Here is a 13329-nt window from a genome sequence, read left to right on the forward strand (position 1 = left end):
GATGACCTCTCTTTCCCAAGATGCCGCGCCCGTGCGCGGGACCAATCCCACCCTGTTCGATGCCGGCATCCTGCGCGCCGCGGTTCGCGATGCGTTCGTCAAACTCGCGCCGCAGCACGCGTTGCGCAATCCGGTGATGGCCGTCGTCTGGCTGGCCACACTGCTGACCGCCGCGCTGACCGTGACGGGCCGGGCCTCGTCGCCCGTGCTGGGTTGGACGGTGACCGGGTTGCTGGCGATCACCGTGCTGTTCGCCAACTTCGCCGAGGCGATGGCCGAGGCGCGCGGCCGCGGACAGGCCGCCTCGTTGCGGCGCGCGCGCCAGGATCTGGTCGCACGTCGGGTCGCCTCGACGCAGACCACCAACGCGCCCGAACGCGTGGCCGCATCCGCGCTTCGGCCCGGCGATCTGGTGATCGTGTCGGAAGGCGAGTTGGTGCCGGCCGACGGTGAGATCGTGCTCGGGCTGGCCACGATCAACGAGGCGGCGGTCACCGGCGAATCGGCGCCGGTGCTGCGCGAAGCGGGGACCGATCGCAGTGGCGTGATCGGCGGCACCAAGGTGTTGTCCGACGAGATCGTCGTGCGCGTCACGGTCGAAGCCGGGCACAGCTTCCTCGATCGCATGATCGCGCTGGTCGAGGGGGCGAATCGGCAGAAGACACCCAATGAGGTCGCGCTCGGCCTGCTGCTGGCGACCATGACGCTGACGTTCCTGGTCGTGGTGGTCACGCTGCCGGCGATCGCGGGCTTCGTCGGTGCGCGGCTCGATCCCTTGCTGCTGATCGCACTGTTGGTGTGCCTGATCCCGACCACGATCGGCGGGCTGCTGCCGGCGATTGGCATCGCCGGCATGAATCGCGCGCTGTCGGCGAATGTGCTGGCGAAGTCGGGCAAGGCAGTCGAGGTGGCCGGCGACATCGACGTGCTGCTGCTCGACAAGACCGGCACGATCACCCACGGCGATCGCCAGGCGACTGCGCTGCATCCGTTGGCGGGGATCGACCCCGACGCGCTGCGCGAAGCCGCACTGCTCGCTTCGCTCGCCGATCCCACGCCCGAAGGCAAGTCCATCGTGCGCCTGGCGCGGCGACCCGGCGCCTCGCTCGAGGCCCCCGCTCAGGCGCACTTCGTCGCGTTCACTGCACAGACGCGCATGAGCGGTGTGGACCTGGGCGGCGGCGATTCACCCCGGCACATCCGCAAGGGTGCGATGGATGCGGTCGTCGCCCATGTCGCGGCGCTGGGCGGCACGGTGTCGACGGAACTGCGTGCGCGCGTCGAGCAGGTCGCACGCAGCGGTGCCACGCCGCTGGTCGTCGCCGAAGGTCCGCACGTGCTCGGCGTGATCGAGCTGTCGGACGTGGTCAAGACCGGCATCCGAGAGAAATTCGCGCAGCTGCGCGGCATGGGCATCCGCACGGTAATGATCACCGGCGACAACCCGTTGACCGCGGCCGCGATCGCCGCCGAGGCTGGGGTCGACGACTACATCGCCGAGGCGCGTCCGGAGGACAAGCTCGCGCGCATCCGGGCCGAACAGGCGCAGGGCCGGCTGGTGGCGATGGTCGGCGACGGCACCAACGATGCGCCCGCGCTGGCGCAGGCCGACGTGGGCCTGGCGATGCACGCCGGCACTCAGGCGGCCAAGGAGGCGGGCAACATGGTCGATCTGGATTCCGACCCGGCCAAGCTGCTGCGGGTGGTCGAGGTTGGCAAGCAGCAGTTGATCACCCGGGGCGCGCTGACGACGTTCTCGCTGGCCAACGACGTGTCCAAGTACTTCGCGATCCTGCCGGCGCTGTTCGCTGCGTCGGTGCCGGCCCTGGGGGCGCTGGACGTGATGCGGCTGTCGAGCCCGCGCAATGCGGTGATCGCGGCATTGCTGTTCAACGCCGCGATCATCCCGCTGCTGATTCCGTTGGCGCTGCGCGGCGTGCGCTTCCGCGCCTCCGGGGCAACGGCACTGCTGCGCCGGAACATGCTCGTCTACGGCCTGGGCGGCGTATTGCTGCCGTTCGCCGCGATCAAGCTCATCGATCTGGCGCTGGCCGCCAGTGTCGGCCTGTAGAGGACTCCCCATGACCGTTTTCCCGTCTTCGCATTCGGCCGGCCTGTTGCGGCCGGCTCTGGGCCTGGCCGTGATCACACTGCTGGTTGCCGGCCTGGGTTATGCGCTGCTCGCCACGGGGCTGGGACGCGTGCTGTTCCCGGCACAGGCCCAGGGCAGTCTGCTCGAGCGCGACGGCCGGATCGTCGGCTCGGCGCTGGTCGGCCAGCCGTTCGCGGGCGCGCGCTGGTTCGTGCCGCGTCCTTCGGCAGCCGGCTACGACCCCATGGCGATGGCCGGCAGCAATCTGTCGCGTGGCAACCCGGCGTTGCGGGCCGAGATCGCGGCCGCGCGCCAGGCCATCGCTGCGCGTGAGGGCGTCGCCGCTGTGGACGTGCCGGACGAGCTGATCACCCGGTCCGGCAGCGGTATCGACCCGCACATCGGACCGGCAGCGGCACGCGTGCAGGTCGCGCGGGTCGCGGCGGCACGCGGCCTCGACCCGGCGCGGGTGCAGGCGCTGGTCGATGCCCACACCCAGGGCCCCACGTTCGGCCTGTTCGGTGCGGCGCGGGTGAACGTGCTCTCGCTCAACCTCGCGCTCGACGCGCAGTCGCAGGCCGACGGCGCACAATAAGCCGATGTCCGCCGACCGTGACGCCCGTGCCGATGCGCTGCTGGCCGATGCCGCCCGCGCGCATGGTGGCGGTCGCCTGACGGTGTTCCTGGGCGCCGCGCCCGGCGTCGGCAAGACCTGGGCGATGCTGGCGCGTGCGCGTGAGCTGCAGGCGCAGGGCCATGCGGTGCTCGTGGGGTTCATCGAGACCCATGGTCGGGCCGATACCGCCGCGTTGCTTGAAGGCATGGAGGTGCTGCCGCGCCGGCGCCTCGCCTACAGGGGCCGCTGGCTTGAGGCCTTCGACATCGACGCCGCGCTCGCGCGTCGGCCGACGCTGATACTGGTCGACGAGCTCGCCCATCGCAATCCGCCGGGCAGCCGCCACGAGCGGCGCTGGCAGGACGTCATCGAGTTGCTCGATGCCGGGATCGACGTCCATACGACGGTCAATGTCCAGCACCTGGAAAGTCTCAACGACATCGTGCATGCGATCACTGGCGTGCGCGTGACCGAGACCGTCCCCGACAGCGTGTTCGACCGCCTGCGCGACATCCGCCTGGTCGACCTGCCGCCGCGCGACCTGATCGAGCGGTTGGAGGCGGGCAAGGTCTACCTGCCCGAGCAGGCGACGCGAGCGCTGCAGGGCTTCTTCACGCCCTCCAACCTCGCCGCGCTGCGCGAACTGGCAATGCAGGTCGCGGCCGACCGCGTCGATGCCGACCTGCGCGAATCGCAGGCGGCGCATGGACGTGCCGGGCCGACGTTGCGACGCCGGGTGCTGGTCGCGATCGACGGGCTGGGGACGTCCGAGTACCTGGTGCGCGCGGGTCGGCGCATCGCCGAGCGCCGCGACGCCCCCTGGACGGTGACCACCGTGCAGTCGGGGGCGCCGCCCGATGCCGCCAGGCAGCTCGAACTCGACCGTGCGTTCGCACTCGCCCGCAGTCTCGGCGCTGCGACCGAGGTCGTGCACGGCGACGAGGTCGCCGCTGCATTGCTCGACCAGGCCGAGCGTATCGGCGCGTCCTCGATCGTGCTCGGCCGCACGCGCGAGCGCCCCATCGCGCGTGCATTTAACCGCACGCTCACCCAGCGCCTGCTGCAGCGGGGCGCACGCTTTGAGCTGGTGATCGTCAGCACGCCCGACGCACGTGCGCGGGCACGTTGGGCGGGGCGCGGCGATCGCACGATGGGCGGCCGGGGCGTTGCCTGGGCGATCGGGGTCACGCTCGGTGCGGTCGCGCTGGGTTGGGCGACACAACGCTTGCTGCATCTGGACGATCTGTCGATGCTGTTCATGCTCGCGGTCGTGCTGGTGGCCGCGCGCACGCGCATGTCCACGGCGGTGGTCACCGCTGTGTTGAGCTTTGCCAGCTACAACTTCTTCTTCATCGAGCCGCGCTTCACCTTCCAGATCGCGGCCCATCGCAGCGTGATCACGGTGACGTTGTTCCTGATCGCGGCGTTGGTCGCCGGGCGGTTGGCTTCGCGGCTGCGGCAGCAGGTGCTGGCGTTGCGCGCGGCCAATGCGCATGCAACCGGCCTGCAGACGCTCGGGCGCGAGCTCGCCGCCGCGGCCGACCTCGGTCAGGTGCTGGCGGCCGGCCGCGACGCGTTGGCGCAGGGCCTGGGTGCGCAGGTCTGGATGCAACTCGACGAGACCATGAGCGCGTCGACGTTGCCCGACGGACTCGACCCGGCTGCAGTGGACTGGGTGCGTCGCCACGGCGAACCGGCGGGGCGCGATACCGACACGCTATCGGCGTTGCGCTGGTGGCTGCTGCCGGTCCGCGACGGCGACACCGTCCACGGCGTCGCCGCGTTGCGCTTCGATGCGCAGGCCCCGCGCCCCGGACTGGAGCAGCGCCGGCTCGCGCAGGCGATGCTCGACGATATCGCACAGGCGGCGTCGCGCGTGCGCCTGGTCGGCGCGCTCGAGCGGGCTCGGGTCGAAGGCGAGACCGAACGCCTGCGCGCGGCGTTGCTGTCTTCGGTGTCGCACGACCTGCGCTCGCCGCTGGCCTCGATGATCGGCTCGGCCAGCAGCCTGGCCAGCTACGGCGAGGCGATGGAGGGGGCGGACCGGCGCGCGCTGCTGGAGACCATCGTGCTCGAGGGCGAGCGCCTGGACCGCTACATCCAGAATCTGCTCGACATGACCCGGCTGGGCCAGGATGGGCTGTCGCTCAACCGCGACTGGATCGGCGTCGACGAACTCGTCGGCTCGGCGGTCGCGCGGCTGCGCCGCTATCGGCCCGAGGTCCGCGTCGTGCTCGACCTCGCGCCCGCCTTGCCGCCGCTGTGGGTGCATCCGGCCCTGCTCGAGCAGGCGCTGTTCAACGTGCTCGAGAACGCGGCCGGGTTCTCGCCGCCGGGCGAGGCGATCACAGTGGCCGCGCGCCTGCTGCCGGGCGCGGCCCCAGACACTGCGCAGGACGTGCTGCGCATCGATGTCGCAGACCGTGGCCCCGGGATCCCCGACGAGGAGCGTGCGCGCATCTTCGACATGTTCTACAGCGTCGAACGCGGCGATCGTGGCCGCAAAGGTACCGGCCTCGGACTGACGATCTGCCAGGGTATGGTCGGTGCGCACGGCGGTGCGGTCTCGGCGTTGCGCGGGCCCGACGGCACCGGCACGCTGATCCGGATCGAGCTGCCTCTGCAGCGCCCGCCAGAACCGGAGCCCGACCATGCCGGCGAAGCCTGAGTCTGCTGCGTCGATGCCGGCGCGCATCTTGGTCGTCGACGACGAACCGCAGATCCGGCGGTTCCTGGACATCAGCCTGCGCGCGCAGGGCTACCGCGTCGCGCTTGCCGAGGACGGCGCACGGGCGCTGACACTGCTGGCCGAAGGCGGCGCCGACCTCGTGGTGCTCGACATCGGACTGCCCGACATCGACGGGCACGCGGTGCTGCGCGAGATCCGCAGTTGGTCGCAGGTGCCGGTGGTGATGCTGTCGGTACGCAACGACGAGGGCGGCAAGGTCGCCGCGCTCGATGCGGGCGCGAACGACTACGTGACCAAACCGTTCGGCACGGCCGAACTGATGGCGCGGATCCGCATGCTGCTGCGCCAGCAGGCGCAGGGCCCGAATGAGGCGCCGGTGTTCGATGATGGCCACCTGCACCTCGACCTGGCGCGCCGCGAGGTGCGCTTGGACGGCGCGCCGCTGGCGCTGTCGCGCAAGGAGTACGCCTTGCTGTCGATGCTGCTGCGCAATGCCGGCCGCGTGTTGACCCAGCCGCAGTTGCTGCGCGAGATCTGGGGGCCCAGCCACACCGAGGACGCGCATTACGTGCGCATCCTGGTCGGCAAGTTGCGCGCCAGGCTCGGCGACGACGCCGCCGCGCCGCGCTACATCGCGACCGAGCCGGGCGTGGGACTGCGCTTCATCGCTCTGGACGACGGCGCGGCCGACGACGGGAGCGAGCGGCGCGGCGCATAGCGGCACCGCCGCGCGGGTTTCGGCGCGTCGGTGGCGGCATGCCATGCACCGGGCCAGCAGGCTGCACCTGATCGTCAGGCGGGCACCGGTATGCTCTGGCGCTTCGTCACAGCCGACCCCAGGAACGCCATGCAGCCATCGACCATGACCGCCATCGCCATCCGCGACGGCAAAGGCGAGGCGGATGCGCTGCATCCGGTTGAACTGCCGATGCCTGTGCCGGCGGAGGGACAGGTGCTGATCCGGGTGCGAGCGGCGGGCGTCAACCGGCCGGATATCGTGCAGCGCCTCGGCAGCTACCCGCCGCCGCCCGGCGCGCCGGAGACGCTCGGCCTGGAGGTGGCGGGCGAGATCGTGCATGGCGCAGGTCGATGGCGCCCGGGCGACCGGGTCTGTGCGCTGCTGGGCGGTGGCGGCTATGCGACCCACGCGTTGGCCGACGCCCGTCACGTGTTGCCGATACCGGACGGGCTGGACTGGGTCCACGCCGCCGCGCTGCCGGAGACCGTGTTCACGGTCTACGCCAACGTGTTCGAACATGGCGCCCTGCAGGCCGGCGAATGGCTGCTGGTGCATGGCGCGACTTCGGGCATCGGCGTGGCGGCGATCCAGATGGCGCGCGCGGCCGGGGCGCATGTGCTGGCGTGCAGCCGGGGCGCGGAGAAGGCCGCGCAGGCGCGCGCACTGGGCGCAGAGGTGTCGGTCGATACGCGAACCGAGGATTTCGCGGAGGTCGCGCGCGCGCACGGCGGCGTCGACGTCGCGCTGGATATGGTCGGCGCGCCGACGTTCGAGGCCACGCTGCGCGCGCTCAACCGTGGTGGGCGCATCGTCTACATCGCCGCGCTGGGCGGCGCGGTGCTGGAGGTTCCGGTGATGCGGCTGATGCAGAAGCAGGCCGTTCTCACCGGCTCGACCTTGCGGCCGCGCAGCGCCGATGAGAAGGCACGTCTGGCCGAAGCGGTCGAACGGAGGGTGTGGCCGTGGATCGCCGAGGGGCGGGTCCGCGCGGTCGTCGACCGCACGTTCCCGTTGGCCGAGGCCGCGGCCGCACACGCCTACCTCGAGGCCGGCGTGCATGTTGGAAAGGTGGTGCTCGAGGTCGCGTAGGCACGGACGCGTCACCACCCGCAGCAGGACAGCGCTACGCGCGGTTCCAGGCGCGCGACCGCACATGCGAGAACCGATGGCCCGCGGCTCGATCACCGCGTTGTGACGGCTCAGCCGACCGGCGGCCCGTGCTCGGTTCCCCGACACCGCCGCAGCAAGGCCGCGCAGAGCGTGCGCAAGCGGCGGTTGTCGCGGGCCAGTCGTGCGAGCACCAAGGCGTCGACACCGGCATCGCGCATTCGCGGCGCAGGATCCAGGACATCGTCCAGCGCGCAGGCGCCCGCCACCAGCGCGGCGGCATCGGCCTCTGCGCTGGCAACCCCGCCGTGTGCGATGACCGGCGCCACCGGGACCAGCAGCCGATAGCCGCGCCGGTGCAGCGTGTCGATGTAGCGCGGGGCCTGGGCGCTATCGCCCAGCGCGGCGCGCAGCAACGCCACATGCTTATGCACTGCGTTGTCACTTAAGTCCTGTCCGGGCCAGCAGGCATCGAGCAGGGCATCGGCGCTGCGGACCGCGCCGTTACTCGCGGCCAGCGCGCACAGCAAGGTCATGGTCCTGGGTTCCAGGCGACGGCGATGGCCTGCGCGTAGCAGGCGGCCCTCTGCGGGAACGACGATCCAGTCGCCTATCCGGAATCGGTCCGAGCCTCCCGGGATCTTGCTCGCCATTCGCCCTCCTGTGGCGCCGGCGCAGATGCCGGTGTCTTCGCGTGTCCGTGTCCGTGTCCGTGTTGGAACGCGCGCGCCTGTGATCGGCGCGGGTCGCGCATCGGCGGATGCCGTGGCGCACCGCCCGCCCGGAAGCTTTCCGGAAGGACTTAGATCGGCGCGCTGGTGATGCTCGGTCCGGAGGCGGCAATCGCCGCGTCATCGACGCTAGGGAGGGAGCGATGATCCGGCGACGGCATGGAAACGAGACGACCGCGCAACGGCGCCAGGCGTTGTGCGCGGACGTGGGAATGTGCGGAGGTGCGCGATGACGCTGCGCATCCTGCTGGCCGACGGCCAGACACTGGTGCGCGATGGTGTGCGCGCATTGCTCGCCGGCGATCCACACCTCGAGATCGCGGGGGTTGCCAGCGACGGCCTGGAGATGCTGCGGCTCGCGCGGCGCCTGGCGTTCGACATCGCGGTGGTCGAGCCCACGATGTCGGGCATGAATGGCATCGAGGCGACCCGCCGCCTGCTGGCGAGAACACCGGCGGCGCGCGTGCTGTGCCTGGCGCATGCCGGTGGCCACAGCGCGGTCAAGGAGGCCTTCGATGCAGGCGCGCGCGGCTATGTGCTCAAGCGCGATCCGGTCGAGGTCCTGCTTGCCGCGCTGCGCGGTGTGGCCGGCGGTCGCATGGTGCTCAGCCCGGGATTGGAGGCGGTGTTCATCGATGCCTACCGCAACCGCGACGCGGCGTTGGGCCCATCGCCGCTGACCGGACGCGAGCGCGAGGTCACCCAGCTCTATGCCGAAGGCTGGTCGACGCGGCAGATCGCCGCGCGGCTGCACATCAGCGAAAAGACGGTGGCGACGCATCGCGAGCATGTTTTCGCCAAGCTCGGCGTTGCGGGCATCGCCGGCCTGACCCGGTATGCGCTGCGCGAAGGGATCAGCCGCCTGGAGGAGGCGGGCGCCGATGGTGCGCACGGCGCCGGCTGACGGCATGCCCGGTGCACGCATACCCGACGCGCAGGAACGCACCCTCGATCGACCGGCGGCGGTCGGCGCGCATGGGCGCGTGCGCACTGTCGGGCAGGGCAATGGCATCAGGCGTATCGACATACGGGGCCCGGCTCCGGTCGCGCGCAACGGCGCGTGCACGGCACTGTTGTCGCCGGGCACAGGGCTTGCCATCGGTGCGATGCCGATCCTTGGCGGCGCCAGTTCCGATGTCATCGGTGCGACCGCCGCGCGCCTGCGCGCGCGCGCCGTGCAAGGTCGGCATTCGTCCATCGCGGTCTCGGCATCCTGCCGATGGGGCCCGGGCGCGGCGTCGGCGAGGCTGCATCCACCGCACAGCGCATCGCGAAACGAGGATGTCATGGCTGACTTTCAACGCTTTTTCCCCCATTTGCTGCGCTTCGAGGGCGGCTACGTCAACGATCCGGCCGACCCGGGGGCGCGACCAACAAAGGCATCACGTTCGCGACCTTTCGCCGGCATGCACAGGCCCTGCTCGGCGTGGCCCCCAGCCTGGAGACCCTGCGCGCGCTGACCGACGCGCAAGCCGCGGTGCTCTATCGCCGGCTGTACTGGGACCCGCTGCACGGCGATGCGATCTCACTGCAGCCCTTGGCCGAGATCGTGTTCGACTTCTATGTCAACGCCGGCGCCAACGCCATCAAGCTGCTGCAGCGCGTGCTCAATGAGCTGGGGGCGCAGCCGCGGCTGCAGGTGGACGGGGCGTTCGGCCCAGGCACGTTCGCCGCGCTCCAGGCGGCCGACCCGGTTGCGGTCTATCTCGCCTATCGCAAGGGGCGCGTCGATTACTACCGCACGCTTGTCGCGCGACGGCCCTCGCTGCAGCGCTTCCTGCGCGGCTGGCTGGCGCGGGTCGAGGCCTTTCCCGCCAATCCGACGGCTGGTTGAACGCACACCCGGCGCCTGCCGGCGAGGACGCCCATCATGACGACACAGACAACGCTCAACAGCCTGATCGAAGCGCTTGCAGGCGCAGTGATCGAGGCGCAGGACCGGATCGAGCAGCACCAGACCGCGCACCTGGGTGAGTTCTTCGACGAGGACAACCGACCCAAGAGCGTGGTGATCCGGCTGCCGTCGATGCACCCCGACGCGCAAGCCGGCGATGAGGATCTCTACCGGGCGCCGCTGCTGCCGCTGGTGTCCACCAATGTGCTGCGCATCAAGGATGTCGAGATCACCTTCGACGCCGACCTGGGCGGGTTGACCGCGCGCGAAGAGCAGACGCCTGCCCGCGACGATCCGCCCGAGCGCGCCTGGACGCGCCGCGGCAGCGGGCCTCGGCCCTGTATCAACGTCGACACCGGCGCGGCGGTCGCTGGTGGACAAGGATCCGTCCACGTGGTGCTGCGCGTGGAGGGCTCCGAGCCGACGGACGGCGCCGCCAGACTCATCAACCATCTCGCGCAGACCCAGGGCGTCTTTCGCACGGTCGGCCAGAGCTGGCCGCCCGAGGAGGGCGACCTTCCGGTCTAGCGGACTTCAAGGAGCAATGACATGGCAAACGAACTCGTCAACATTTCCGATCAGTTCCAAGGGTTGCCGATGGGCGACCTCATCGGTGGACCGCTGAACGCGGCCTGCGACGCGCAGGTCCGGCTCGCGCAGGCGACTGCGGATTTCATCAAGGTGATCGGCTTTCTGCCGCCGCCGGACCCGGCGAACGACCCCACCGGTGTCGGCGGCACGCGCACCGCCACGTTCCGCTTCAAGCGGCCGGTGGACAGCATCGACCCGGCCAACCCCGGCATCCATGAAGAGGAAGTCGAACTGGAGGTGCCGCTGCTGGCGATCGTCAAGGTGCCCAACCTGTCGATCAACACCGTGGATGTCACTTTCGACATGGAGGTGAAGTCGTCGTTCTCCAGCAAGGAGAGCTCCGACGCCTCGGCGACCCTGGACGCAACGATGCAGGTCGGCTGGGGGGTGTTCAGCGCCAAGGTCCGCATCCAGGGCTCGGTCGCCACGCACAAGGAGAACACCCGCTCGTCGGACAACTCGGCCAAGTACCACGTCAACGTGCATGCCGAGGACAACGGGATGCCCGAAGGCCTGGCCCGGGTGCTCGACATCCTGCAGACGGCCTGTGCGCCGAGGAAGATCAGCGATCCGGTGCCGGTGACCTGATCGCATCGCGCCCGCGCCGCGTGCGCGGGCGCGCTTTCGCAGCGATCGACATGGAGGCGCGACGCTGACGGCGATGCGCTCCGGCGTTGATGGCGACCGAACACGCACCGGGAGCATCCGATGTTCGACCTGAGCGAGGTGAAGTTCGTCAAACGCATCGTCGTGGGGACCGACAACCCCACCCGCATGCGTACCGACGAGGAAGTCGAGGCGGCGCGTGCGCTGCTCAATCGCTGCCTGACCGACGCACCGCGCGGCAGCATCATCGGGCTGGAGAAGAGCTTCACCATTCTCCAGGTCGGCGAGCATCAGGTGGTGCTGCAATGGCTCTGCTACCACGTCGGCTTCCCGCGCAAGCCCGCCTGGATGGAGGGCGCCTGAGTGGCGGTCCAGCGCTATCCACTCACCATGTTGGTGGACGCCTTCCAGGGCGCCGTACGTGATGGACGCGCGCGCATGGAAACCACCTTCCAGCGCTGCCGACACGAGGCATTGGTGCGGCTCGCACTTGGGGCACCGCACTCGAGAGCCTGCGCCCGTGGCGGCGGCATCGCCTCGCCCATGCCGAGCTGCAGATTGCCTGCACCGTGCGGCGCGATGCCGACGGCCGCGTGCACGCGTTGCGGCTGCTCGGGCGCCGGCGCGGGCGGGAGGTCGTGCATCGGCTGCGGGTCGAACTGCACGGCGAGGACTGCGAAGAGATCCGGGTGTACTTCGATGACGTGCCGTTACCCACTGCCGGGCTGCGGCGATGAGGCGCACCGTCGAGTTCGAGCTGACGCCGGAGATGGCCGAGGCGATCGCACGCTCACTGCCGCCGATCCCGCAGCGCAAGCGAAGCGTCGCTTGGGTCGTGGCAACGGCAGCGGTGGCGCTGACCACGGCAGTTGCATCGGCATGGCACGTGTGGGGCTGATCGATCGCAATGCCGCGGTCGACGAATCAGAGGACAGCGAACATGGACAAGTGGAGATTGCGAGGCATCGTGCTGCTCGCCGCCTGGCTGCCGACACTCGCCGGACAGGCCGCCGATCCCGAGGTCTGGCTGGGGAGCGGATGGGACGGCCCGGTGCCGCATGCGGTGCGGTTGCAACTGGCGCCGGGCGGCGGCGAGCTGCGCCTCGGCGCGCCATGGGCGTGCCGGCTGCCGCTCAAGCGCGAGGGCACCGGCTACACGGCGGGGCTGTCGGTGAACGGTGGCACGGCCTGCGACCGCCTGTCCGGGCGCCGGCTGATGGTGCAGATCGACGGCCGGCATGTGCGCCTGGACGGGCTGTCGCTGACGCCACTTACCCTGCGCCCGACAGGCGATGCGGTCACGGCGAGCGGGCCGCGCACGCTGACGCTGTCGGCGCCTGGCGACGCTGCGGTCGAACTGCGTCTGGTCGCCGCCACGCTGGGGGAGCGGTCGGGCGAGTGGCGTCAGGGCGGCGCGACGCCGTGCCGGGTCGCCCTGGAGCTGGCGGCCGTGGACGGGGCCCAGCAGTGGCATGTGTTCACTGCAGGCACCAGTGGCGGAAGCTGCGACCGGTGGGTGGGCCGCACGGTCGTGGTTCCGAGCGCGCCCGGTGCGACGGTCACGGTGCGCGGTGCACGCGGCGCGGATGTCGTGCTGTTGCCGAAGTGAGGACGGCCATGGACAGCATGCTGATCCAACTGTGGATTGTCCTGGCCGGGGTCTGCGGTGCGCTGTTGCCGCTGGTCCTCGACGATGCGCCGTCGCGGCACCGGGCGATGGTGCGGGCGATCAGCGGTGCGCTGGTCGCGGTGTTCGTCGGGCCGGCACTCAACGAACGCTTCTTCGCCGGTGCCGGCGCGCACCTGCAGGCCGGCATCGCCTTTCTGGTCGGCTGTTTCGGGCTGCAGGCGACCGCGATCGTGCAGCGGCTGCTGCATCGTCGCGGCGATCGCATGGCCGAGCGACTGGTCGAGCGCGTCGTCGGCCCGGACCGCGAGGGCCGCCCATGACCATCGCCTACCTCATCGTCACTTTGCTGCTGGTCGTCGCCGCGCTGTGGATGATGACCGCCACCGGGCAACCCCGCGGCATCAAGCTGTGCGGCACCTTGGTCGCTGCGGGCGCCATCGTCGATGTCGTGGGCCTGGTTGCGGCGATGGACACCGGGCACGGCTACGCGGCCATCTGGCCCGGCGAACTCGTGCTCAACGGGGGCATGGCGCTGCTGCTGCTCGAATGGGCGCGGCTCGAACGCCGGCAGCGTCGCCGAGCTGCACGCACGAAGGGCGCGGGTGGAATCGGGCCGACGGCGCGCTGACCGAAT

At 70.6% G+C, this 13329-nt stretch carries 13 protein-coding genes and 1 pseudogene; 13 read left to right on the plus strand and 1 reads right to left on the minus strand.

Annotation, left to right across the window (positions count from 1 at the left end):
• Window position 1 precedes the first annotated feature (1 nt).
• The 5 genes from BEN78_08195 to BEN78_08215 all read left to right on the plus strand — a co-directional run bounded on the left by BEN78_08195 (window position 2) and on the right by BEN78_08215 (window position 7225).
• The gene (locus tag BEN78_08195; GenBank protein ASR43356.1) at window positions 2-2071 is read left to right on the plus strand and encodes a potassium-transporting ATPase subunit B; all 2070 of its coding nucleotides are present in this window, start codon (window positions 2-4) and stop codon (window positions 2069-2071) included.
• Between the two features lie 10 nt (window positions 2072-2081).
• Window positions 2082-2687 (plus strand): potassium-transporting ATPase subunit C, encoded by a 606-nt coding sequence (locus BEN78_08200; GenBank protein ID ASR43357.1) that lies wholly within the window; start codon window positions 2082-2084, stop codon window positions 2685-2687.
• Between the two features lie 4 nt (window positions 2688-2691).
• Window positions 2692-5376 carry a histidine kinase gene (locus tag BEN78_08205; GenBank protein ID ASR43358.1) on the plus strand — a complete coding sequence of 895 codons (2685 nt, stop codon included), beginning with the start codon at window positions 2692-2694 and terminating at the stop codon, window positions 5374-5376.
• Complete coding sequence (locus BEN78_08210; protein ASR43359.1) at window positions 5360-6115, plus strand: DNA-binding response regulator; 756 nt, start codon at window positions 5360-5362, stop codon at window positions 6113-6115. Before BEN78_08205 ends, BEN78_08210 begins: the two co-directional genes overlap by 17 nt.
• Before the next feature lie 129 nt (window positions 6116-6244).
• The gene (locus BEN78_08215) at window positions 6245-7225 is read left to right on the plus strand and encodes an NAD(P)H-quinone oxidoreductase (GenBank protein ID ASR43360.1); all 981 of its coding nucleotides are present in this window, start codon (window positions 6245-6247) and stop codon (window positions 7223-7225) included.
• Between the two features lie 110 nt (window positions 7226-7335).
• Here BEN78_08215 and BEN78_08220 read toward each other — a convergent pair whose 3' ends face one another.
• The gene (locus BEN78_08220) at window positions 7336-7779 is read right to left on the minus strand and encodes a hypothetical protein (GenBank protein ID ASR43361.1); all 444 of its coding nucleotides are present in this window, start codon (window positions 7777-7779) and stop codon (window positions 7336-7338) included.
• Between the two features lie 424 nt (window positions 7780-8203).
• On the opposite strand from BEN78_08220, the gene BEN78_08225 reads away from it, so the two are divergent.
• The 8 genes and pseudogenes from BEN78_08225 (at window position 8204) to BEN78_08260 (ending at window position 13323) form a co-directional block, all read left to right on the plus strand.
• Window positions 8204-8878: a hypothetical protein gene (locus BEN78_08225; protein ID ASR43362.1), complete on the plus strand. Its 675-nt coding sequence runs from the start codon at window positions 8204-8206 to the stop codon at window positions 8876-8878.
• A gap of 382 nt (window positions 8879-9260) precedes the next feature.
• A pseudogene (locus BEN78_08230) lies at window positions 9261-9808 on the plus strand (N-acetylmuramidase).
• Between the two features lie 36 nt (window positions 9809-9844).
• Window positions 9845-10396 (plus strand): hypothetical protein, encoded by a 552-nt coding sequence (locus BEN78_08235; GenBank protein ID ASR43363.1) that lies wholly within the window; start codon window positions 9845-9847, stop codon window positions 10394-10396.
• Window positions 10397-10417: 21 nt separating this feature from the next.
• Window positions 10418-11047 carry a hypothetical protein gene (locus BEN78_08240; protein ASR43364.1) on the plus strand — a complete coding sequence of 210 codons (630 nt, stop codon included), beginning with the start codon at window positions 10418-10420 and terminating at the stop codon, window positions 11045-11047.
• Between the two features lie 120 nt (window positions 11048-11167).
• A complete protein-coding gene (locus BEN78_08245; GenBank protein ASR43365.1) occupies window positions 11168-11428 on the plus strand; it encodes a hypothetical protein in 261 nt (86 codons plus the stop codon).
• 577 nt (window positions 11429-12005) lie between these two features.
• Window positions 12006-12674: a hypothetical protein gene (locus tag BEN78_08250; GenBank protein ASR43366.1), complete on the plus strand. Its 669-nt coding sequence runs from the start codon at window positions 12006-12008 to the stop codon at window positions 12672-12674.
• 8 nt (window positions 12675-12682) lie between these two features.
• Window positions 12683-13015, plus strand: coding sequence for a hypothetical protein (locus BEN78_08255; GenBank protein ID ASR43367.1), 333 nt, complete (start codon window positions 12683-12685; stop codon window positions 13013-13015).
• Window positions 13012-13323: a hypothetical protein gene (locus tag BEN78_08260; protein ID ASR43368.1), complete on the plus strand. Its 312-nt coding sequence runs from the start codon at window positions 13012-13014 to the stop codon at window positions 13321-13323. The genes BEN78_08255 and BEN78_08260 overlap by 4 nt, the downstream gene beginning before the upstream one ends.
• The last annotated feature ends 6 nt before the right edge of the window (window positions 13324-13329 follow it).

Origin of the sequence: Xanthomonas citri pv. mangiferaeindicae (assembly GCA_002240395.1) — a bacterium.
Taxonomy (GTDB): domain Bacteria; phylum Pseudomonadota; class Gammaproteobacteria; order Xanthomonadales; family Xanthomonadaceae; genus Luteimonas; species Luteimonas citri_A.

Bases quoted from the DNA above. Each gene is read 5' to 3' on its own strand.
- BEN78_08195 (ASR43356.1), top strand. From the start codon at position 2: ATGACCTCTCTTTCCCAAGATGCCGCGCCCGTGCGCGGGACCAATCCC.
- BEN78_08200 (ASR43357.1), top strand. From the start codon at position 2,082: ATGACCGTTTTCCCGTCTTCGCATTCGGCCGGCCTGTTGCGGCCGGCT.
- BEN78_08205 (ASR43358.1), top strand. From the start codon at position 2,692: ATGTCCGCCGACCGTGACGCCCGTGCCGATGCGCTGCTGGCCGATGCC.
- BEN78_08210 (ASR43359.1), top strand. From the start codon at position 5,360: ATGCCGGCGAAGCCTGAGTCTGCTGCGTCGATGCCGGCGCGCATCTTG.
- BEN78_08215 (ASR43360.1), top strand. From the start codon at position 6,245: ATGCAGCCATCGACCATGACCGCCATCGCCATCCGCGACGGCAAAGGC.
- BEN78_08220 (ASR43361.1), bottom strand. From the start codon at position 7,779: ATGACCTTGCTGTGCGCGCTGGCCGCGAGTAACGGCGCGGTCCGCAGC.
- BEN78_08225 (ASR43362.1), top strand. From the start codon at position 8,204: ATGACGCTGCGCATCCTGCTGGCCGACGGCCAGACACTGGTGCGCGAT.
- BEN78_08235 (ASR43363.1), top strand. From the start codon at position 9,845: ATGACGACACAGACAACGCTCAACAGCCTGATCGAAGCGCTTGCAGGC.
- BEN78_08240 (ASR43364.1), top strand. From the start codon at position 10,418: ATGGCAAACGAACTCGTCAACATTTCCGATCAGTTCCAAGGGTTGCCG.
- BEN78_08245 (ASR43365.1), top strand. From the start codon at position 11,168: ATGTTCGACCTGAGCGAGGTGAAGTTCGTCAAACGCATCGTCGTGGGG.
- BEN78_08250 (ASR43366.1), top strand. From the start codon at position 12,006: ATGGACAAGTGGAGATTGCGAGGCATCGTGCTGCTCGCCGCCTGGCTG.
- BEN78_08255 (ASR43367.1), top strand. From the start codon at position 12,683: ATGGACAGCATGCTGATCCAACTGTGGATTGTCCTGGCCGGGGTCTGC.
- BEN78_08260 (ASR43368.1), top strand. From the start codon at position 13,012: ATGACCATCGCCTACCTCATCGTCACTTTGCTGCTGGTCGTCGCCGCG.